An 18,524-nucleotide genomic window follows, 5' to 3' on the forward strand; every position below is an offset into this window, starting at 1 on the left:
CCTCGCGGGCGTTATCGGTATCGCTGCGCGCTGTGGCCCGGCCTGCGCGCATATTCAACTAAGGCCGTCGTTGCGGCTTCAGGCCGCGGTGGTGCCGCCGTCCATGGCCCAGGCCACGCCCCGGACTTCGTCGGCGTCGGGCGAGCAGAAGAATTCGCACAGCCCGGCGATCTGCTCCAGGGTGACGAACTTGCCCGAAGGCTGGCGCAGGCCCAGCAGCTTGTTGGTGGCTGCGGCATTGTCCAGGCCTTCGCGCTCGGCCAGCGCGTCGATCTGCTTCTGCACCAGCGGCGTATGCACCCAGCCGGGGCAGATGGCATTGCAGGTGATGGCGGTCTGCGCGGTTTCCAGCGCTACCGATTTGGTCAGGCCGATCAGGCCATGCTTGGTGGCGTTGTAGCCGGTCTTGCCGGCGCGGCCGCGCAAGCCGCTGATGGACGCCATGTTGACGATGCGGCCCCAGTTGCGTGCGCGCATGGCAGGCAACGCGGTGCGTATGGTGTGGAAGCTGGCGGACAGGTTGACCGCGATCATGTCGTCCCACTTGTCGACCGGAAAGGCTTCGATCTGGCTGACGTGCTGGATGCCGGCGTTGTTGACCAGGATGTCCAGCGCGCCGTAGGCCTGGTTCAGCTCGGCCATCATGGCCTCGATCTGGGCTGGCTTGCGCAGGTCGCAGGGCTGGAAACGGACCGGAACGCCATAGGTATCGCGGAATTCGGCGCAGAGGGCGTCGGCCGCCGAGGCGTCGGCCAGGCCGTTGAGCACCAAGGTCGCGCCGGAGCGCGCCAGGCGCCGCGCTACCGCCAGGCCGATGCCGCTGGTCGAACCGGTTACCAGGGCCACGCGCCCCGAAAGATCAGCCATGCTTGTCTCCACGCTGTGTCGTTATGGAATGCGTGGCAGGTTAGGACGTGGAGATTGAGTCGTCCAATTTATTATCGATGCATGATTTATATTTAGTGGATATAAATAGCCAGCAGCCTTGGAACCACTCATGGAATTGCGCCACCTGCAGAGCTTCGTGGTCCTTGCCACGGAACTGAATTTCACTCGGGCCGCCTTGCGCCTGCACATCGCCCAACCGCCCTTGAGCCAGCGCATCCGCGAACTTGAAGACGAGCTGGGCGTGAAGCTGTTCGACCGCAGTACGCGCAAGGTGACGCTGACGGTGGCGGGCCGCGTGTTCCTGGATAGCATTCAGCCCATGTTCCGGCAGCTCGATGGCGCGGTGGAGGCCTGCCGCAAGGCTGGCCGGGGCGAGACCGGCAGCCTGCGGCTGGGCTATACCGGACGCGCCAGCCATGTGCGCCTGCCGGGGCTGGTGCGCGATTGCCGGCGCCATTACAGCGATATCGCGCTGGATATCCAGGGGCCGCTGCCCACGGGTGAACTGCGCCTGAAGCTGCTGGACGGCACGCTGGACGCGGCCTTGTGTTTTCTGCCGCTGGAGGGCAAGCACATCGTGTCGCACGAGTTCATGCTCAGCGAGTTTTCCATTGCGCTGGCCGACGCGCATCCATTGGCCGCCAAGGCCAAATTGCGTGTCGCGGATCTGGCGCAGGAGCCGTTCATTGCCTATCCCTCGGGCAAGGGCTTCCACTTGCGCGGCGCCATGGATGCGATCTGCCTGGAGGCGGGCTTCCTGCCGCGCGTGGTGCGGGAAACGGAGGCTTCCCAGACTTTGCTGTGCCTGGTCGCGGCCGGCACCGGCGTGGCCATCATTCCGCGCGACATCGAATCCTTCAACATGGAGGGCGTGGTGTTCCGGCCGTTGCCCGCGGACGCCCCTAAGCTGCAGCACGGCATTGCGTGGCTGCAGACCAACCAGAATCCGGCGTTGGGGCGGCTGCTGGCATTGTGCGGCGTTGCCGCTGCGGCAGGATGAGCAGGCCGGCCTGCTTGCCCGCGCCCGTCCGCAAACGGCACAATCGCAGCGCGCGGCCCTGTTTCCGCCGCCGGAGTTTCTTATCCATGCAGGTTCTATCCGTCCCGGCCACGCTGGACGCCAGCGAGCGCATCACCATCTCCAGCGGTCCGCACCAGGCCGAATTCGCGCCGGGCGGCGGCGGCCGCCTGACGCGGTTGTCCACCGGCGGCCATGACTGGATCGTGCCCCTGACCGACACGCAGTGGCCCGCGGGACGCTGGCCGCGGGCAGGCTCCTATCCGCTGGCGCCTTACTCCAACCGCATCCGCGATGGCGTGTTCACCTTCAACGGCGCCAGGCACGCGCTGCAGTCGGTAGCCGGCCGGCCCCATGCGATCCATGGCGCGGGCCTGTACCAGCCATGGAGCGTGCGCAGTCACGGCCCGGACAACGTCGACCTGGTGCTGGAGCAGCCCGCCGGCGTGCTGGGCTGGCCTTGGCCTTTCGAATGCGTGCAGCGCTATCAGCTGGACGCGCGCGGCCTGAGCGTGGCGCTTGCCATCGTCAATCTCGGCGACACGCCCATGCCTTGTGGCCTGGGCCTGCACCCCTACTTCACGGCCGAGCGCGTCACGCTGCATGCGCGCCGCGAGTGGACGGCGGACGCCGACGGCCTGCCCAATGGCAGCAAGTCCGTCCATGTGCGCGAGCTGCGGCGTTCGGCCAGCGGCTGCGATACCTATCTGTCGCAGTGGGAGGGGCGAGCCACCCTGTATTGGCCCGATGGACATCAGCTATCGCTGCACGCCGACCCGGCGTTTGCGCACCTGGTGGTCTATACGGCGGGCGGGTCGGAGTTCCTGTGCGTCGAGCCGGTCACCAACGTGGCGGACGCGTTCAACCTGGCGGCGGGCGGCGAGACCCGCACCGGCATGCGGACGCTCGAGCCCGGCGCGCGCTTTACCGCGACCGCGTTGTTTGGCCTGGAGCCGCCCCGGGCCGCGCGTTCCTGACGCCCGCAAGCGGCGCTTTGAAAGCGCCGCCGCCTGCGGCGATAATCCGGGCAAACCAAGTCCAGGAGTCCTTCGATGAAAAAGCTCAGCACCGAACAATTGCAGGCCGCGGCCGAAACGCTGCGCCGTGTGCAGGCAAGGCTGGCGCGCGCCGGCAATCTGCCGCTTGAGCCCACCCTCTATGCCTGCGCGCAAGGATTCCGCCGCAACGTGCCCGACTATCTGTGGTCGTGGCTGTCAGGCCTGCTGGCGCCGCACAAAAGCCTGGGGGCGTGGATGGACGCACACCAGCCAGGCTGGCGCACGGGCAAGACGCCCGCCGCGGTGGTCTACGCGCGCAGCGAAAATGGCTGGTTGGAATGGCTGATCGCCGAACTGGAAGCCGAGATCAATGATCCCCACGCCCGCGCCAAGCGGGAAGGGCGCGCCTAGACCGGTGCATTGCCTGCGCATCCAGCGTCCAGTCCGGACCGGATGCCGGCCGGGCGCTTCAGGCCCGCTCGGCTCGCGAGCGGCGCAACAGAAGGAATAGCGTCTCCAACACGGCGGCCGCCAGCAGGGCGGCCAGCACCGAACCCAGCACTTGCGAGTCCCATAGGCGCGGCGGCCCTACGCGGAACTGCACCGTGTCGAAGACCAGTCCGGCCGTGATGCCGGCGACGATGGCGGCCTTCCATCCTTGCAAGGGAGCCAGCCGCAGCATCAGCAGGGTGAAGGCCACCATCCCCCAGAGCACGGGTTCAAGCGCCTGATTGAGAATGTGGTCGAGCAGAAGAGACTCCCGATTGGGTCGCGCATGCGTTTGCGCGCAGTCGAGTTTGTACTGCTTTCTGCTTGCAATTGCGAGATGCCCCGCCGCCGCGAGCGGCGAGGCATGGCCCACGGGTCCTAGAACCCTTCCAGCACGATCTTGCCCTGCGCCTTGCCGCTTTCGATGAAGGCGTGCGCCCGGCGCAGGTTTTCGGCATTGATCTTGCCGTAGTGCGCGCCCAGGGTGGTGCGCAGCGTGCCTTCGTCGATCAGGCGGGCGGCCTGGTTCAGCAGTTCATGCTGCGCGATCATGTCGGGCGTGCCGTGCAGCGGACGCGCGAACATGAACTCCCAATGCAGCGAGGCCGACTTGGACTTGAGCAGGCGCACGTCGATGGCTGCGGGGTCGTCGATCAGGGCGATCTTGCCTTGCGGCGCAATCGCTTCGGCCATCTGCGCGAAATGCTGGTCGGTCTGGGTCAGGCCGGCGATATGACTGACGTGTTCGAAGCCGATGCGCTTGAGTTCGGCGGCCAGCGGCTGGCTGTGATCGATCACGTGATGCGCGCCCAGCTCGCGCACCCAAGCCTGGGTTTCCGGACGCGAGGCGGTGCCGATCACCGTGAGTCCGGTCAGCTGGCGAGCCAGCTGCACCAGGATGGATCCCACGCCGCCCGCGGCGCCGATGACCAGCAGGCTGCCCTGGCTGGGCGCGGCGTTGTCCAGCACGCGCAGCCGGTCGAACAGCAGCTCCCACGCGGTGATCGTGGTCAGCGGCAGCGCGGCGGCCTGGGCGTAGTCCAGGCTGTCGGGCATGCGGCCGACGATGCGTTCGTCTACCACGTGCAGCTCGCTGTTGGCGCCGGGGCGGTTCAGCGCGCCGGCATACCAGACGCGGTCGCCCGGCTTGAACAGGCTGGTCTTTGCGCCCACGGCGCGCACCACGCCGGCGGCGTCCCAGCCTATGACTTCGGCCTGGCCATCCTTGGGCTTGCGGTTGGCGCGGATCTTCACGTCCACCGGATTCACCGAAATGGCGCGGACTTCGACCAGCAGGTCATGGTCGCCGGGCACCGGGTCGGCGACGGTGATGTCTTGCAGCGCCTCCGGGTGATCGGCGGGCAGGTTCTTGAAATAGGCGATGGCTTTCATGGCGGCTTGTCCGGATCAGATGATGGAACGCACTACGCCGCCGTCCACGCGCAGCGCCGCGCCGTTGGTGGCGGCGGCTTGCGTGGAGCAGGTGTAGACGACCATGTTGGCCACTTCTTCCACGGTGGCCAGGCGGCGCAGCAGCGAAGTGGGGCGGTGCTGGGCGATGAAGTCGCGCTCCATCTGGTCCTGCGTGACGCCTTGTTCCTTGGCCATTTCGGCAAAGAAGTCCGACACGCCTTCCGAGCGGGTGGGGCCGGGCAGCACCGCGTTGACCGTGACGCCGGTGCCGGCGGTCAGTTCGGCCAGGCCGCGCGACACGCCCAGCAAGGCAGTCTTGCTGACGCCGTAGTGGATCATTTCCGCGGGGATCTGCACCGCGGACTCGCTGGAGATGAACACGATGCGGCCCCAGCCGGCGGCCAGCATGCGCGGCAGGTAGTAGCGCGACAGGCGCACGCCGCTCATGACGTTGGTGTCCAGCATGTACTGCCAGTCGTCATCCGTGATTTCAGTGAAGGACTTGGGCGCGAAGTAGCCGGCGTTGTTGATCAGGATGTCGACGTCGGGATGGGCGGCCGAGATCGAGGCCGCGCCGTCGGCAGTGGCGAGATCAGCCTGCACGGTGCTCACGCGCGCAGCGGGAAACTGCTTGGCAAGTGATGCGGCGGCCTGGGCCAGCTTGTCGGCGTTGCGGCCGTGCAGCACGACTTCGGCGCCGGCCTCGGCCAGGCCCGCGGCGATGGCCAGGCCAATGCCGCCGGACGATCCAGTAACCAGGGCTTTCTTGCCGTTCAATTCGATTTTCATGAAGGGGACTCCTTGCGTGTCGGGGAATGGAGCCATGATTACCCAGCCCAAACCAGCGAAAAAGCGGCTAGCATCGCAGTCAGTTTCAATAATTTTTTGAAAATGAGGCCGGCATGGTGCGGTTCGAAGATCTGAAGATATTCATGGCGGCGGCGGACCAAGGCAGTTTTTCCGCCGCCGCGCGCGAACTGGATCTGACGCCCGCAGTCGCAAGCGCCGCGCTCAAGCGGCTGGAGCAGGCCCTGGATGCGCGCCTGTTCGTGCGTACGACGCGCAGCCTCAGGCTGACCAGTGACGGCGCACGCTATCTGGAGCATGCCCGCGCGGCGCTGTCGGCGCTGGACGCGGGCAGGAACGCCGTAGCGCGCAACAAGACGGAGATCTCCGGCACGCTGTCCTTGTCGATCCCGTCCGACCTGGGCCGCCACGTGCTGCTGCCGTGGCTGGACGAATTCCAGGAACAGCATCCGCGCGTCAATTTCCAGGTGCGCATCAGCGACCGCCTGGCCGACCTGTACCGCCAGCCGGTGGATCTGGCGGTGCGCTATGGCACGCCGAACGACTCGGGACTGGTGGCCCTGCCGCTGTCCGAGCACAACCGCCGCGTGGTGTGCGCCTCGCCCGCATACCTTGCGCGCCATGGCGTGCCGCAGGTGCCCGATGACCTGCGCCGCCACAATTGCCTGTCCTTCGTGCTGGGCGAAACCCTGCACGACCGCTGGGCCTTCCGGCACGAGGGCGCCGCGCTCACCATACCGGTCAAGGGCGACCGCGTCGGCGACGACGGCGAACTGGTGCGCCGTTGGGCCCTGGCTGGCCATGGCCTGGCCTACAAGTCGCGCTTTGACGTGCTGGCCGACCTGCGGGCGGGCAGGCTCATCGAAGTCCTGGCCGACTACACCAGCGAGCCCTCGCCGTTATACCTGCTGTGCGTGCACCGCATGCTGCTCTCGCCGGCGGTAAAGCGGCTGCGCGAATTCCTGCACGAACGCTTCAAGGCCTTCGAGGCGGGCTAGCCGGCCTTCTGGGGCTTCAATGCGCGTGGCTGGCCCGTTGGTTTGCCGCGCGCGTGCGGGCGGCTTTCTTCGCGGCAGCGGACCGGCCTGCAGCGCCCTTGGTGGCGGCAGCCTTCTTGGCGGCGGCCGAGCGGGCGGCGGCGCTGCGCTTGGAGGCCGATGCGCTGGCCTGCCGCGACAATGCGGTGCGCGAAGCGGGCTTGGCGCTTTCCTTCTTCAGGGCGGTGGTGGTGGCCTTGGCACGTTTGGTGGACTTGGCATGCCCATCATGAGACGCGTCGCTGTCCTGCTTCGCCTTGCGCTTGGTCGCCGCGCTGGCCTTCTTCGGCGTAGGCAGGGCCACGCCGGCGCGGCGCGCCTTGGACAGTCCGATCGCGATGGCCTGCTTGGTGGACCGCACGCCATGTTTGCCTTCGCGCACGTGGTCGATTTCCTCGCGCACGAATTCTCCGGCCTGCGTCGAAGCGGATTTTCCTTGCCGTTTGTCGCGCGCCGCTCGTTCCAGGGTTTTTCGTTCAGGCATGACGACACCTCCTTGCTTGCGTTGCGGGAACGGGCTCCGCCGCGCCGAGGCCGGTGCGACGGAACTCGTAACACCACTCTAACGCCGTGGGCGTATGCTGTGTGTTCGAATGGATTGCCGGTCGTAAGCGCCGGAACACCGCCGCCAGACCGACGATGCACGACTCACCCCCTAAGCGGAGACGAGCTATGTCGAATCATGTCTACAAGCAAATCGAACTGGTGGGCTCTTCCACCAAGTCCACCGACGACGCCATCACGCAGGCCATCGCGCGCGCTTCCGAGACGCTGCGCAACCTGGATTGGTTCGAAGTCACCGAAGTGCGCGGCCATATCAAGGATGGCAAGGTGGCGTACTGGCAGGTCGGCTTGAAGATAGGCATGCGGCTGGAAGGGAACGAGTGAGTCCGCTTGCTGCTTCTTTCTTGAGCACGCCTTCCAAGTGATTGTCGGATAAGGAGTTTTTCAGCTTGTTATCCGACTGTTCAGAGGCTTGTCCACATTCGGTGGGGACAAGCCTGTCTCGCTTGTGGCTGCGGCGCTCAAGGTCCGACGTGGCATCGTGAACCCGCCGGCTGTGGGCGTTTCTTGAGCGGCCCCTCCAAGTGCTTGGCCCACAAGGCTTTTTGCGTCCTGCCCTCATACTGTCCTCAGGCTTATCCACATTTGGCGGGGACAACCTCGGCGCCTCGATACAGCATTTGGGCCATTTTTGACCACCCCTTGCAGGCGCTTGATATGCAAGGGAATTTCCGACCTGCCCTCATACTGTCCTCATGCTTCTCCACAGAACGCGGGGACAAATCCACATTCAGGCGAGACCGCCGCGGAAGTCTGCCCGGGCATCCTGATTTCAGTGGATAAGTGCGTCAAAAATCATCCAAAAGGATGATTGCGCAATTTTTGACCGGCCCTTGCAAGTGCTTGGCGGGGCACGGATTTTTCATTCTGCCCCAAGGCTGTCCTCAACCTTCTCCACAGTTGGCGGGGATAAGTGTGAGCCCCCACGCCGCACTCGCTGCGCTCGCTTGCTGCCCCCCGAGGGGGCTGGCCCGCCTTGGGGCGGCCCGGCGGCGGGCCGGTGCCCTGGCGGCATTGGATGCGCCAGCGGCGACCGTCGTCGCTGAAAAAAAAGCCCCCCGACGTATCGGGGGGCTGGATCGCCCGGAGGTAGACGGGCGATCTCTGCCGGCCGGGAGGAGCCCGCGCCGGCAGCGGCGGCGATCAGGGGTTGAACTTCTTGATCCAGTCCACGTAGCGGTCCACCCAGCCTTGCAGGAATTTGCGGGTGCCTTCGTTGGTGATGTTGTACTGGTCATCGACCAGGCCTTCCGTGTATTGCAGGAAGACCTCGGGCGTGGTCAGGGCGTTGGCGCCCTCGGCGGCCAGGATGTTGCGCAGGTGTTGCTGCATCAACGCGGTGCCGGCAGCGCTGGGCGAAGTGCCGACGATGCCGACGGCCTTGCCGGTCCAGGAGTTCTGGCCCCAGGGACGCGAACCCCAGTCGATGGCGTTCTTGATGGCGGCGGGCACGGAGCGGTTGTGCTCGGGCGACACGAACAGGATGCCCTGGGCGTCGGCGATCTGCTGCTTGAGCTTGGCGGCGGGGCCGGGCAGGTTGTTTTCGTTGTCCTGGTTGTAGAGCGGCACGTCGCCCAGGCTCACGTATTCGAACTTGAAGTCCGCGGGCACCAGCTTTTCCAGCGCGCGGGCCAGCCGCAGGTTGAACGAGGCAGCGCGCAGGCTTCCGACGAAAACGGCAATCTTGTAGGTGCTCATGGGGCGCAGGCTCCAAGGGGTGGACGGGAATGTCAGTGTAGACCTGTAAGCAAGCCCGCTCAATCTCGATCGCGGATATGTTTATTCATGATCATGACGCGCTGATGTCGGCTGCGCGCGGGCTGGCGCATCAGCTCATCAGGCTGACATGGGCAGCGACCACGCGCCATCCTTCAGGCGTGCGCATCCAGGTCTGGCTTTGCCGGCCGATACGGTCGCTGCCGTCGCGCTGGAACTCCAGATTGGCCGTCGCGAAATCCTGCCCGTAGGTGGTGACGACCGTGCGCAACACGCGGCGGGCCAGGCCTTGCGGCGAACGCGCCGCGCGAAAGGCGCGGATGGCATCGTAGCCGTAGAGGTTTTCGCCGGCGCCATAGCGCAGCGTGTGAGGGCTGTTCCAGAAGAGCGCATCCAGCACTTCCACCTGGTTGTTCACCAGGGCGGTTTCGTAGCGGTCCAGGGCGGCTGTGACCTCCGCCACGACGTCGGGCAGATTGATATCCATGCGTGCGGCTCCAGTTGGCACCGTTCTGGTGCGAAATATAGGGGTAATCACCAATGTGGTGTGTCTTGCGGTGCGGCGCACCCATCTCCGCGGCCGCGGTCTTTCGGCCTCGTCGGGGGAGCGAGGCGCGACGATCCTGGCATGCCGCTTGCTAGGGTTAATACTGCATAACAAGCTACGCGCCGATCCAGGAGTTCCGCCATGTCCCGTTCCACCGTTCCCGCCCCGGTCACCATGCTGGTCACCCGGCACATCGCACCCGAACGCTATGGCGATTTCCTGTCCTGGATGCGCCAGGGGGAGATCCTCGCGGCAGGTTTCCCGGGCTTTCTCGGGTCCGGTGTGCTGCAGCCCGCCGAAGGCGGCGACCAGTACCAGATAGTCCTGCGTTTTGCCGACGCGGCCAGCCTCGCCCGCTGGGAAAACTCCTTGCCGCGCCGCATGTGGCTGGAACGCGGCGCGTCGCTGGTGCGCGCCAGCCACGAGCGCCGCGTCAGCGGCACGGATGACTGGTTCGCGCCCAGGACCAGCGCGCCGCCGCGCTGGAAGCAGGCCGTCAGCATCTGGCTGGCTTACTTTCCGGTGTTGCTGGCGTTTTCCGTGCTGGCCAGCGAACCGTTGAGCCTCTTGCCGGTGTTCTGGCGGGTGCTGATCACCAGCGTAGCGTTGACGCCCGTCATGGTGTTCATCTGCATGCCCCTGGTGGCGCGCATGCTGCAGCGCTGGCTGCGGGCGAGCTGAAGCAGGCATGCGCGGCCGGTTCAGGCCGCGCGCGCGCTGCGGGAGGAATACAACCGGTGCAGCGTGATCTTGCGCACCGCCGCCTGGCTGCCCTGGATATGCGCGTTCAGCAGCGCAACCGAGCGTGCGGCGTCGCCGGCCAGCGCCGCGTCGAGTATGGCCGCGTGCTCTTCGTAGGTCTTGCCGATGCGTTCGGGTAGCGTGAAGTCCAGGCGCCGCACGATGCGGATGCGCTCGGTGGCTGCGCGGTGCACGCGCGCGATCTCGGGGTTGCCTGCGGCGGCCACCAGATCGATGTGAAAGCGCTCGTCCAGGTCCGCCAGCCGCTCGCTGTCGGCGGATCGTTCGCTTGGGTCCACCAGCCAGATGTCGGCCAGCGGGCGCAGCGTGCGCTGGCGTTCGGCGGCGTTGGCCGTTGCGCACAGCGACTGCACCGCGGCCGCCTCCAGCACGCTGCGCAGCTCGTAGAAATGGTCCAGCGTGTTGAAGTCCAATGGCTTTACCAGCCAGCCATTGCGCTGGCGCACCTCCAGATAGCCTTCCCGCTCCAGCCGGAACAGGGCCTCGCGTACCGGCGTGCGGCTGACCTGCAGGCGGTCGGCGATCTCGGTTTCAGTGAAGCGGTCGCCCGGCGCCAGCCGGAAGTCCAGGATGTCCCGCTTCAGCGTGCCGTAGGCGGTGTCGGCCAGCGTGCGCGGTATGTCGATGACGGCGAAGGCGGTTCCCATGTAGTGGCCTCGGAGCGGTGGTTAAAGAGAGCGGAGGCGGGCAATGCCGGCCTGCTGCAGCGCATGAGCAGCGCGCAGGCAATCGGCTTCGCGCCATGGCGCGCCGATCAGTTGCACGCCCAACGGCAGGTGATCGTCCTGTCCGGCTTCGGGCCAGACCGGCGCGGCGCAAACCGGCAGCCCGATGCACGACACCGGCTGCGTCAGGATGCCCATGCTGGCGCGCGCCGGCAGCCGCTGGCCGGCCAGTGTCAGCCAGTCTGCGCCGATGGGCGTGGCCGGGACCGGCGTGGCGGGGGCGATCAGTACGTCGTAGTGTTCGAACAGCGTCAGCGCTTCGCGATAGACGCGATGGCGGATGCGCTGCGCCTGCTGCGCCCAGGTTGCGGGCACAAGGCTGCCTGCGACCAGCCGGTCGCGCGACAGCGGTTCGTAGTAGTCGTAGTGCGTAACGAGTTTGCGGCGGTGCAAGGCGCCGCCTTCCGCCGCGCTGATGACGAAGGCCGCGGCGCGGGCTTGGGCCGCGCCCTGGAGTTCGACGACGGCCGTGGCGTCCAGCGCGTGCGCCGCGATCTCGACGGCACGGCGGGCCTGCGGTCCGGCCCATTCGGCGAAGTAGCCGCCCAGCACCGCCACCCGCAGTCCGCGCATGCCGCCGGCCAGCGCCGCCAGCGTGGGTTCGGCCGGGCGTTGGGCGCAGGCCACGTCGTCGGCGTCCATGCCCTGCAGCGCGTCGTAGGCGGCGGCAAGGTCGCTGGCGCTGGCCGCGAACGGCCCCAGGTGGTCGAGGCTGCCGACGAACGGAAACGAGCCTGCGCGCGACAAGCGGCCGAAGGTGGGCTTCAGGCCGAACACGCCGCACAGCGAGGCGGGCACGCGGATCGAGCCGTTGGTGTCCGAGCCCAGCGTCAGCGGCACCAGGCCGCCCGCGACCGCGGCGGCGCTGCCGCCGGACGAGCCGCCGGCGATGCGGGTGGTGTCGTGAGGGTTGCGGCAGGGGCCGTAGTGGCTGTTTTCCGTGGTGAAGCCATAAGCGTGCTCGTCCATGTTCAGCGCGCCGACCAGCACCGCACCGGCCTCGCGCATGCGTTCGACCAGTCTGGCGTCGCGCCGCGCGGGCGGGTTGGAGGCGTTGACCCGCGCGCCGGCCAGGGTGACCTGGTCGGCGATGTCGAACAGGTTCTTGACCGCATAGGGCACGCCGGCCAGCGGCGGCAGCGGCTCGCCGCGGGCGCGGCGTGCGTCGATGGCCGCCGCTTCCTGCCGCGCCCGGCTTTCGGTGATGGCGGTGAAGCAGTTGTAGCGCGGATCGCGCTCGCGCACGCGCGCCAGCGTGGCGTCCAGCACCGCCATTGCGCTGCGTTCGCCGGCGCGGACCTGGCGCGCGATATCCTGCGCGGGGCCGCTCACGGGCGGAACACCGCGGCAGATTCCAGCTCCACGGCCAGCGGCTCATCGACGAAGCCGGCCGCGATGTCCTGGATGCGCGCGAACTGCTGCGCCACGTCGGCCACGGCCTGCTCGCGCAAGGCATAGCCGGCCAGCGCCAGGGCGCTGCGCACGTATTGGTCGATGGTTTCCTGGGTCATGGCGGACTCTCCGGTACGGGTGATTTACTTGCGCACTTCGCGCTGGAAGATTTCCAGGCTGAGCTTCTTCATTTCGATGAAGCTGGGTTCTGACAGCGTCGCCACCGTGCGGGGGCGCGCGTCGCGGTAATCCAGGATCTCCGCGACCCGGGTGGGCCGCTTGGTCAGCAGCAGCACCTGGTCGGCCAGGTACACGGCTTCCTCCAGGTCGTGCGACACCAGCAGCATGGTGGTGCCGGTCTGCATAAAGACCTCCTGCAGCTTTTCGCGGATGAACAGCGTCATCTCGAAGTCCAGCGCGGAGAAGGGCTCGTCCAGGAACAGCACCTCCGGTCCGGGCGCCAGCGCGCGCATGATCGAGGCGGTCTGCTGCTGTCCGCCGGACAGTTCATAGGGGTAGCGGTTCAGGTCGAACTTGACGTCGAACGAGGCCACCAGCTCGGCGACCCGCGCATCCACCTCGGCCTTGCTGCGGCCTTCCAGGCGCAGCGGATAGGCGATGTTGTCGATGGTGCGCAGCCACGGGAACATGGCCTCGCGGTAGTTCTGGAAGACGTAGCCGATCTTGGTCTGAGCCAGAGACTTGCCGTCGAACAGGATCTCGCCCGAGTCGATCGGAATCAGGCCGGCGATCATGTTGATCAACGTCGACTTGCCGCAGCCGTTGGGGCCGAACACCGAGATGATCTTGCCCTTGGGGATGTCGAGGTTGAAGTCCTCGTACAGCGGCCAGCCGGCGAAGTACTTGGTCAGCCCGCGTATGGTGATGTGGGTGCCCAGCGGGCCGGGCTCGAACGGCGCGGCGGCAGGGCCGGGGGCGATGACGGGATTGAGGACGGTGGACATCAGCGGCCGCTCCAGTGGACCACGCGCTTTTCCAGCACGAGAAAAAGAATGTTCAGCACATAGCCGAGCGCGCCGGCGGCGAGGATGGCCGCATACATGTCGCGCACGTTCAGCACCTGCTGCGCATTGATGATGCGATTGCCCAGGCCGCTGTCGGAGCCGATGAACATTTCGGCCACGATCACGATGACCAGCGCCATCGACACGCCGCTGCGCAGGCCCACGAAGGTGGGCTGCAGGCTTTCCCAAATCAGCACGTCCTTGAAGATGCGCCAGCGCGACGCGCCCATCACGCGCGCCGCCATGACACGCTGCTTGCGGGCGTTGATGACGCCGTAAGCGCTGTTGAACAGGATCACCAGCACCGCCGCGAAGGCCGCGATGGCAATCTTGTTCATGTCGGTGACGCCGAAGATCATCAGGAACAGCGGAATCAGCGCGGAAGAGGGCGTGGAGCGGAAGAAATCAATCAGAAACTCCACGCTGCGATAAGCCTTTTCGTTGCTGCCCAGCAGCACGCCCAGCGGCACGCCGATCACGCCCGCGATGAGGAAGGCCTGCAGTGTGCGGTTCAGCGACGCCAGGAAGTCCGCCAGCAGCGGGCCGCCCGCCATGCCCTTGACCAGCGCCGCAAGCGCCGCGCTGGGCGTGGGCAGCAGCACAGGGCTGACCAGTTGCAGGCGCACCACCAGGTCCCACACCACGAAGAGCGCCAGCGGGCCGATCAGCGGCAGCAGGCGGCTCGTGTCGAATTTGCGCAGGGGCCGCGCTGTCGCGGCCGGGCCGGCCGCGGTTGTTGCAGTGGTTGCGGTCATGGCTTAGCCCTTGTAGAGCATGGTCGAGACGTCGACCTTCTGGGCGAAGACGCCCTTGTCGGCGAACAGGTCGAAGAATTTCTGGAAGTGCTGGATGTCGCCGGGCGTGAACTCGTTGTAGAGGGTGTAGGCGGCCAGCGGCACTTCCTCGGTCATCGGACCTTCGATGGCGGTGTAGCCCTTGAGGTAGGGGCGGGCCTCTTCGGGCTTGCTGCGGATCAGTTCGATGCCGCGTGCATAGGCGGCGATGAATTTCCTGCTTTCCTCGGGATGCTTCTTCAGGAAGGCGGTGGTCAGCGATGCCGACCCGCCGAACCACGGCGCCATCGGATCGCCCAGCACGTACTTGGCGATGACGCCCGATTCCAGCACGCGGGTGGTGCCGTTCAGCCTGCCCACCGTGCCCGTGGGCTCCAGCGTGTAGCAGGCGTCCAACTGGCCGGCGGCGACCGCGGCGACGTGCTGGCTTATCGCCAGCTCGACCACGGTCGCCCCGGTTGCGCCGGCGCGCTCCAGCACTGCTTTGGCCAGCGTGGCGTTCTGGATGCCGGGTCCAGATCCGACCTTTTTCCCCTTGAGGTCTGCGATGGATTTGATGGGACTGTCTTTCGCGACGATGAACTCGTCCAGCACGTGCTTGGCGTTGCTGGGATTGGACGCAAAGATCTTGAACAGGCCGGGCGAGGCGATCTCGCCGATGGCCAGGTTGGCCGAGCCGGTGCCGTTGGCGCTGCCGTCCGCGCGGCCGGCCAGCATGGCTTCCATGACCTGCTGCGCGCCCGCGAATTTCAGCGGCTCGACGTTCAACCCGGCCTCCTTGAAATAGCCCTTTTCCAGCGCCGCGTAGAACGGCAGGCCGGCCGCCACGGGCCAGAAGCCGATGCGGATGACGGGTCCCGACTGCGCGCGCGTCAGCGCCGGCGCGGCCAACGTCGCGGCGCCCAGCGCGGCGCCCTGGATCAGCCGGCGGCGGGTGGCGTTGAAGGCATGGGGCGCGTTGCGGTAGATCATGAGGGAGCTCCTGGTGTGCAAGGAAAGTGGCGCTTGTAGACAAGCTGGCATACCAGGCATCAAGCAAGAGCCGTGCCAACTTCGTCCGGGGCGGCAGGCGCCCAGGGAGCGTGGCGGGCCGGCCTCGCGCTGGTGCCTCGCCTGAACCACATTGGTGCACGGCGCACCATTGAAGGGGACATAACCGGCCCTGTGTCGCGCTGCGCGCGATGGCGTAGCATGTGGGCGGATCGGAGCGTGCTGCTCCGGGTTCGTGAACCCTTGCGCGACGCCCTGGCTGCGTCATACCGAGATGAATACGCGTTTTGTCGAAGCCTTTCTGTGGTCGGCGCGCCTGGGCAGTTTCCGGGCGGCGAGCGACCGTCTGCACATTACCCAGGCCGCCGTGGCCAATCGCATCGCGTCGCTCGAAGAGGACATAGGCGCGCGCCTGTTCGAGCGCGACGCCAAGGAGCTCAGGCTGACGGCCACCGGCACCCGGCTGCTGGACTATGGCGAACGACTGCTGGAGATCCGCCAGCAGATCCTGTCGCTGGGCAAGGGCGGCGACGAGGTCTTTGGCCTGGTGCGTATCGGCGCCATCGAGACCGTGGTGCACACCTGGCTGATCGGCTTCCTGACCAATCTGCGCTCCACCTACCCGGGCATCGAGGTCCAGCTCACCTCCGAAACCACGCGCGCGCTGCACCGGGGCTTGCGCGAGGGCACGCTCGATATCGCGCTGCAGACGGACCTGCTGAACGACAGCGGCATCATCAGCACCGCCTGCCTGCCAATGGAGATGGGCTGGGTCGGACCGGCCGGCGACGAGGACGCTCTGAGCGCGCAACAGCTGCTGAGCGAGCCGGTGCTGACCATGAGCCCGGGATCGCAGCCGCACGAAGCGCTCAAGGCCCTGTACCGCGAAGTCGGCATGCCGCAGGGCAAAGTGCACTGCGTCAGCTCGATCTCCGCGCTGGCGCGGCTGGTGCGCAGCGGCTTCGGCCGGGCGCTGGTGCCGCTGCCGCCCATCTATGAATATGTGGCGCGAGGCGAGGTGCAGATCATCCGCTGCGACATCCCCGTGCCGCCCCAGCTGCTGGTGGTGAGTTATCTGGAAAGCGCCGGGTCGGACGCGATCCGCTTGGTGGCCGAACTCGCCAGCCGCGCTTCCGACCAGTTCACGTCCTCGGTCACTGCGCCGCGATTGGGTTCGGCGCAATAGTGTTATCCCTAGGGCGTCTTTCAGTAATTTTATTGCCGCGCAGAAGAATTACTCGTTTGTCCCGGGGCAGCCGGCCGGCTGAAGATGGAGCCTTCCGTAATCGAAGGAATTTCCTGTCTTCCGCCCATGAGCACGCGCACCGAATCCACTCTCCCGCCGCACGGCCTGCTGTTCGTCGCCACTGACGCCGACCCCGCCCACGAAGCCGATTTCAACCGCTGGTACGACCGCGAACACGTGGAAGAACGTGTGCGCATCCCCGGCTTTCTGTCGGGCGCGCGCTACCTGTCGCGCGCAGGCGGCCGCAAGTATCTGGGCCTGTATCGCACCGAATCGCTGGCCGCCTTCACCACGGCGGACTATCGCAAGGCGTTCGAGCGCCAGACCGAGTGGTCGGTGACCAACCTGGACCGCATGCGCGACCCCATGCGCCGCGTGTGCGCCGTGCGGGCCGTGACGGGCTTTGGCTCCGGCAGCGAGATCGCGGTCCTGCCTCTGCCGGCGACGAATGACAGCGAAGCGCTGGTGGCGCGGGCGCAGGCGCTGGGCGCCGAACTGGCGCAGGCGGACGGCTTCGTGCAGTCCTACCTGCTGGTGCCGGACGCGGCGCTCAGCACGCCGCTGCCGCGCGAGTCCGCCGAAAACCGCGTGCTGGCGCCGCTGTTCGTGGCGGAAGCGAGTTCCGCGGCCGCCGCTCGCGTCCTGCGCGACCGGGCTTGCAGCGCGTTCGATACCGATCCGGCGGGCGCCTGGCTGCTGGAACTGGGCTGGAAGCTGACGGCCGCCGACCTGCGCTGAGCCCATTGCGGCCAGTCACCAAACATCCGATTCAAGGGGAATCCCATGGCTGAACAAACGCTATACGGCGCCGCGGCGGTCAAGACCGCGGCAGCGCCCAACAAGATGCGCAGGCTGGCCCTGGCCAGCTCGGTCGGCACCACGCTGGAGTGGTACGACTTCACCATCTACAACCTGATGGCTGCGCTGGTATTCAACGCCATCTTCTTTCCGTCCTTCGACCCGCTGACGGGCACGATCCTGGCGTTTTCCACCTATGCCGTGGGCTACGTGTCGCGGCCCCTGGGCGGCTTCGTCTTTGGCCACCTGGGTGATCGGCTGGGACGCAAGTTCGTCCTGGTCGCCACCCTGGTCATCATGGGCGTGTCCACCGGCCTGATGGGGTTGTTGCCGACCTACGCGTCCTGGGGCGTGTGGGCGCCGGTGGCCCTGGTGGCCTTGCGCTTTGTACAGGGCGTGGCGCTGGGCGGCGAATGGGCTGGCGCGGTGCTGCTGTCGATGGAGCATGGCAAGCCGGACCAGCGCGGGCGCAACGCTTCCTTCACGCAGATCGGTCCGTCCTGCGGCACGCTGATAGGCACGGGCTTCATCGCCGCGGTCTCGGCCTTCCTGAGTCCCGAGGACTTCCAGGCCTGGGGTTGGCGCGTGCCCTTCGTCTCCAGCGTGGCGCTGGTGCTGTTCGGCCTGTGGCTGCGCCGCGGCGTGGAGGAAACGCCCGTGTTCCTGGAAATGGAGCAGAAGCGCGAAACCGCCGCCACGCCCATCAAGGAAGTGCTGGGCCAGTACTGGCGGCAGTTGCTGATCGCGGGTGGCTCGCGCATCGGCTCCGACGTGCTTTATGCGCTGGTGGTGGTGTTCACGCTGACCTACGTCACCACGGTGCTGCACCTGTCGCGGCCCATGGCGCTCACCGCGACCATGCTGGGCGCCGCGCTCAACGCGATAGCGGTGCCGCTGTGCGGGCATCTGTCAGACAAGATCGGCCGCCGTCCGGTGTATCTGGCGGGCGCGGTACTGGGCATGATCTGGGCCTTCGTCTTCTTCGTGCTGATGGACACCGCGCATCCCATCGCCATCTGCGCTGCCGTCGTGGTGGGCCTGCTGATCCACGCGCTGATGTACGGCCCGCAGGCCGCCTTCATCACCGAGCAGTTTCCGGGCCGTGTGCGCTATGCGGGTTCGTCCCTGGCCTACACCCTGGCCGGCATCGTCGGCGGCGGGTTCGCGCCGCTGATCATCGCCAGTCTGTTCAAGTCCTGGAACTCGACCTTTGCCATATCGCTGTACGTGGCGGCGGCGCTGATCGTGACGGCGGTGGCGGTGCTGGCTGCCAGGGAAACGGCGAAATCTCCGTTGCAACGCTGAGGCGCATCTA

Annotated in this window: 22 protein-coding genes; 9 read left to right on the forward strand and 13 right to left on the reverse strand. The window is 66.8% G+C overall.

Annotated elements, in window-relative coordinates; translation table 11 throughout:
• Positions 1 to 78 precede the first annotated feature (78 nt).
• The gene (locus IB268_RS25580) at positions 79 to 867 is read right to left on the reverse strand and encodes a 3-hydroxybutyrate dehydrogenase (protein ID WP_054453250.1); all 789 of its coding nucleotides are present in this window, start codon (positions 865 to 867) and stop codon (positions 79 to 81) included.
• A gap of 130 nt (positions 868 to 997) precedes the next feature.
• Here IB268_RS25580 and IB268_RS25585 point away from each other — a divergent pair, with 130 nt between their 5' ends.
• The 3 genes from IB268_RS25585 to IB268_RS25595 all read left to right on the forward strand — a co-directional run bounded on the left by IB268_RS25585 (position 998) and on the right by IB268_RS25595 (position 3,315).
• Positions 998 to 1,888, forward strand: coding sequence for a LysR substrate-binding domain-containing protein (locus IB268_RS25585; RefSeq protein ID WP_054453248.1), 891 nt, complete (start codon positions 998 to 1,000; stop codon positions 1,886 to 1,888).
• An 86-nt stretch (positions 1,889 to 1,974) separates the two neighbouring features.
• A complete protein-coding gene (locus tag IB268_RS25590) occupies positions 1,975 to 2,883 on the forward strand; it encodes an aldose 1-epimerase (RefSeq protein WP_192354993.1) in 909 nt (302 codons plus the stop codon).
• Positions 2,884 to 2,958: 75 nt separating this feature from the next.
• Positions 2,959 to 3,315, forward strand: a complete 357-nt coding sequence (locus tag IB268_RS25595; protein ID WP_054453246.1) for a hypothetical protein — start codon at positions 2,959 to 2,961, stop codon at positions 3,313 to 3,315.
• 58 nt (positions 3,316 to 3,373) lie between these two features.
• On the opposite strand, the gene IB268_RS25600 is transcribed toward IB268_RS25595, so the two are convergent.
• The 3 genes from IB268_RS25600 to IB268_RS25610 all read right to left on the reverse strand — a co-directional run bounded on the left by IB268_RS25600 (position 3,374) and on the right by IB268_RS25610 (position 5,595).
• Positions 3,374 to 3,607, reverse strand: coding sequence for a hypothetical protein (locus tag IB268_RS25600; protein ID WP_054453243.1), 234 nt, complete (start codon positions 3,605 to 3,607; stop codon positions 3,374 to 3,376).
• A 164-nt stretch (positions 3,608 to 3,771) separates the two neighbouring features.
• On the reverse strand, positions 3,772 to 4,785 hold the full coding sequence (locus IB268_RS25605; RefSeq protein WP_054453241.1) for a zinc-binding alcohol dehydrogenase family protein: 1,014 nt from the start codon (positions 4,783 to 4,785) through the stop codon (positions 3,772 to 3,774).
• Positions 4,786 to 4,800: 15 nt separating this feature from the next.
• Positions 4,801 to 5,595 carry an SDR family NAD(P)-dependent oxidoreductase gene (locus tag IB268_RS25610; protein ID WP_119450069.1) on the reverse strand — a complete coding sequence of 265 codons (795 nt, stop codon included), beginning with the start codon at positions 5,593 to 5,595 and terminating at the stop codon, positions 4,801 to 4,803.
• 113 nt (positions 5,596 to 5,708) lie between these two features.
• On the opposite strand from IB268_RS25610, the gene IB268_RS25615 reads away from it, so the two are divergent.
• On the forward strand, positions 5,709 to 6,611 hold the full coding sequence (locus IB268_RS25615) for a LysR family transcriptional regulator (RefSeq protein WP_054453237.1): 903 nt from the start codon (positions 5,709 to 5,711) through the stop codon (positions 6,609 to 6,611).
• Positions 6,612 to 6,627: 16 nt separating this feature from the next.
• Here IB268_RS25615 and IB268_RS25620 read toward each other — a convergent pair whose 3' ends face one another.
• Complete coding sequence (locus IB268_RS25620) at positions 6,628 to 7,134, reverse strand: DUF6496 domain-containing protein (RefSeq protein ID WP_054453235.1); 507 nt, start codon at positions 7,132 to 7,134, stop codon at positions 6,628 to 6,630.
• Positions 7,135 to 7,322: 188 nt separating this feature from the next.
• Here IB268_RS25620 and IB268_RS25625 point away from each other — a divergent pair, with 188 nt between their 5' ends.
• On the forward strand, positions 7,323 to 7,538 hold the full coding sequence (locus tag IB268_RS25625; protein WP_054453233.1) for a dodecin: 216 nt from the start codon (positions 7,323 to 7,325) through the stop codon (positions 7,536 to 7,538).
• 819 nt (positions 7,539 to 8,357) lie between these two features.
• Here IB268_RS25625 and IB268_RS25630 read toward each other — a convergent pair.
• Both IB268_RS25630 and hpxZ read right to left on the reverse strand, forming a co-directional pair.
• Positions 8,358 to 8,912, reverse strand: coding sequence for an NADPH-dependent FMN reductase (locus IB268_RS25630; protein WP_054453230.1), 555 nt, complete (start codon positions 8,910 to 8,912; stop codon positions 8,358 to 8,360).
• A gap of 130 nt (positions 8,913 to 9,042) precedes the next feature.
• Positions 9,043 to 9,417 (reverse strand): oxalurate catabolism protein HpxZ, encoded by a 375-nt coding sequence (hpxZ, locus tag IB268_RS25635; protein WP_054453228.1) that lies wholly within the window; start codon positions 9,415 to 9,417, stop codon positions 9,043 to 9,045.
• Between the two features lie 201 nt (positions 9,418 to 9,618).
• On the opposite strand from hpxZ, the gene IB268_RS25640 reads away from it, so the two are divergent.
• A complete protein-coding gene (locus IB268_RS25640) occupies positions 9,619 to 10,158 on the forward strand; it encodes an antibiotic biosynthesis monooxygenase (protein WP_054453226.1) in 540 nt (179 codons plus the stop codon).
• Between the two features lie 20 nt (positions 10,159 to 10,178).
• On the opposite strand, the gene IB268_RS25645 is transcribed toward IB268_RS25640, so the two are convergent.
• From IB268_RS25645 to IB268_RS25670, 6 genes are read right to left on the reverse strand one after another with little or no spacing between them, the layout of a single operon-like run.
• Positions 10,179 to 10,886 (reverse strand): GntR family transcriptional regulator, encoded by a 708-nt coding sequence (locus IB268_RS25645; RefSeq protein ID WP_192354994.1) that lies wholly within the window; start codon positions 10,884 to 10,886, stop codon positions 10,179 to 10,181.
• Between the two features lie 21 nt (positions 10,887 to 10,907).
• Positions 10,908 to 12,296 (reverse strand): AtzE family amidohydrolase, encoded by a 1,389-nt coding sequence (locus tag IB268_RS25650; protein ID WP_192354995.1) that lies wholly within the window; start codon positions 12,294 to 12,296, stop codon positions 10,908 to 10,910.
• Positions 12,293 to 12,475, reverse strand: coding sequence for a DUF4089 domain-containing protein (locus IB268_RS25655; protein WP_054453222.1), 183 nt, complete (start codon positions 12,473 to 12,475; stop codon positions 12,293 to 12,295). The genes IB268_RS25650 and IB268_RS25655 overlap by 4 nt, the downstream gene beginning before the upstream one ends.
• 24 nt (positions 12,476 to 12,499) lie before the next feature.
• Positions 12,500 to 13,321 (reverse strand): ABC transporter ATP-binding protein, encoded by an 822-nt coding sequence (locus IB268_RS25660; RefSeq protein ID WP_192354996.1) that lies wholly within the window; start codon positions 13,319 to 13,321, stop codon positions 12,500 to 12,502.
• Positions 13,321 to 14,136: an ABC transporter permease gene (locus tag IB268_RS25665; RefSeq protein WP_054453219.1), complete on the reverse strand. Its 816-nt coding sequence runs from the start codon at positions 14,134 to 14,136 to the stop codon at positions 13,321 to 13,323. Before IB268_RS25665 ends, IB268_RS25660 begins: the two co-directional genes overlap by 1 nt.
• Positions 14,137 to 14,139: 3 nt before the next feature.
• Positions 14,140 to 15,147, reverse strand: coding sequence for an ABC transporter substrate-binding protein (locus tag IB268_RS25670; RefSeq protein ID WP_054453217.1), 1,008 nt, complete (start codon positions 15,145 to 15,147; stop codon positions 14,140 to 14,142).
• Between the two features lie 292 nt (positions 15,148 to 15,439).
• Here IB268_RS25670 and IB268_RS25675 point away from each other — a divergent pair, with 292 nt between their 5' ends.
• The 3 genes from IB268_RS25675 to IB268_RS25685 all read left to right on the forward strand — a co-directional run bounded on the left by IB268_RS25675 (position 15,440) and on the right by IB268_RS25685 (position 18,514).
• On the forward strand, positions 15,440 to 16,351 hold the full coding sequence (locus IB268_RS25675) for a LysR family transcriptional regulator (RefSeq protein WP_054453214.1): 912 nt from the start codon (positions 15,440 to 15,442) through the stop codon (positions 16,349 to 16,351).
• A gap of 126 nt (positions 16,352 to 16,477) precedes the next feature.
• Complete coding sequence (locus IB268_RS25680) at positions 16,478 to 17,149, forward strand: DUF4286 family protein (RefSeq protein WP_192354997.1); 672 nt, start codon at positions 16,478 to 16,480, stop codon at positions 17,147 to 17,149.
• 45 nt (positions 17,150 to 17,194) lie between these two features.
• Complete coding sequence (locus IB268_RS25685; protein ID WP_054453211.1) at positions 17,195 to 18,514, forward strand: MFS transporter; 1,320 nt, start codon at positions 17,195 to 17,197, stop codon at positions 18,512 to 18,514.
• The last annotated feature ends 10 nt before the right edge of the window (positions 18,515 to 18,524 follow it).

Source organism: Achromobacter sp. ACM01 (assembly GCF_014851745.1).
Lineage (GTDB): Bacteria > Pseudomonadota > Gammaproteobacteria > Burkholderiales > Burkholderiaceae_B > Achromobacter > Achromobacter aegrifaciens.

Excerpts from the sequence above, each read along its gene's own strand:
- IB268_RS25615 (WP_054453237.1), top strand. The coding sequence starts at position 5,709 with ATGGTGCGGTTCGAAGATCTGAAGATATTCATGGCGGCGGCGGACCAA.
- IB268_RS25675 (WP_054453214.1), top strand. The coding sequence starts at position 15,440 with ATGAATACGCGTTTTGTCGAAGCCTTTCTGTGGTCGGCGCGCCTGGGC.
- IB268_RS25665 (WP_054453219.1), bottom strand. The coding sequence starts at position 14,136 with ATGACCGCAACCACTGCAACAACCGCGGCCGGCCCGGCCGCGACAGCG.
- IB268_RS25595 (WP_054453246.1), top strand. The coding sequence starts at position 2,959 with ATGAAAAAGCTCAGCACCGAACAATTGCAGGCCGCGGCCGAAACGCTG.
- IB268_RS25680 (WP_192354997.1), top strand. The coding sequence starts at position 16,478 with ATGAGCACGCGCACCGAATCCACTCTCCCGCCGCACGGCCTGCTGTTC.
- IB268_RS25640 (WP_054453226.1), top strand. The coding sequence starts at position 9,619 with ATGTCCCGTTCCACCGTTCCCGCCCCGGTCACCATGCTGGTCACCCGG.
- IB268_RS25605 (WP_054453241.1), bottom strand. The coding sequence starts at position 4,785 with ATGAAAGCCATCGCCTATTTCAAGAACCTGCCCGCCGATCACCCGGAG.
- IB268_RS25585 (WP_054453248.1), top strand. The coding sequence starts at position 998 with ATGGAATTGCGCCACCTGCAGAGCTTCGTGGTCCTTGCCACGGAACTG.
- IB268_RS25590 (WP_192354993.1), top strand. The coding sequence starts at position 1,975 with ATGCAGGTTCTATCCGTCCCGGCCACGCTGGACGCCAGCGAGCGCATC.
- IB268_RS25600 (WP_054453243.1), bottom strand. The coding sequence starts at position 3,607 with ATGGTGGCCTTCACCCTGCTGATGCTGCGGCTGGCTCCCTTGCAAGGA.
- IB268_RS25645 (WP_192354994.1), bottom strand. The coding sequence starts at position 10,886 with ATGGGAACCGCCTTCGCCGTCATCGACATACCGCGCACGCTGGCCGAC.
- IB268_RS25655 (WP_054453222.1), bottom strand. The coding sequence starts at position 12,475 with ATGACCCAGGAAACCATCGACCAATACGTGCGCAGCGCCCTGGCGCTG.
- IB268_RS25610 (WP_119450069.1), bottom strand. The coding sequence starts at position 5,595 with ATGAAAATCGAATTGAACGGCAAGAAAGCCCTGGTTACTGGATCGTCC.
- IB268_RS25580 (WP_054453250.1), bottom strand. The coding sequence starts at position 867 with ATGGCTGATCTTTCGGGGCGCGTGGCCCTGGTAACCGGTTCGACCAGC.
- hpxZ (WP_054453228.1), bottom strand. The coding sequence starts at position 9,417 with ATGGATATCAATCTGCCCGACGTCGTGGCGGAGGTCACAGCCGCCCTG.
- IB268_RS25685 (WP_054453211.1), top strand. The coding sequence starts at position 17,195 with ATGGCTGAACAAACGCTATACGGCGCCGCGGCGGTCAAGACCGCGGCA.
- IB268_RS25670 (WP_054453217.1), bottom strand. The coding sequence starts at position 15,147 with ATGATCTACCGCAACGCGCCCCATGCCTTCAACGCCACCCGCCGCCGG.
- IB268_RS25660 (WP_192354996.1), bottom strand. The coding sequence starts at position 13,321 with ATGTCCACCGTCCTCAATCCCGTCATCGCCCCCGGCCCTGCCGCCGCG.
- IB268_RS25625 (WP_054453233.1), top strand. The coding sequence starts at position 7,323 with ATGTCGAATCATGTCTACAAGCAAATCGAACTGGTGGGCTCTTCCACC.
- IB268_RS25620 (WP_054453235.1), bottom strand. The coding sequence starts at position 7,134 with ATGCCTGAACGAAAAACCCTGGAACGAGCGGCGCGCGACAAACGGCAA.
- IB268_RS25630 (WP_054453230.1), bottom strand. The coding sequence starts at position 8,912 with ATGAGCACCTACAAGATTGCCGTTTTCGTCGGAAGCCTGCGCGCTGCC.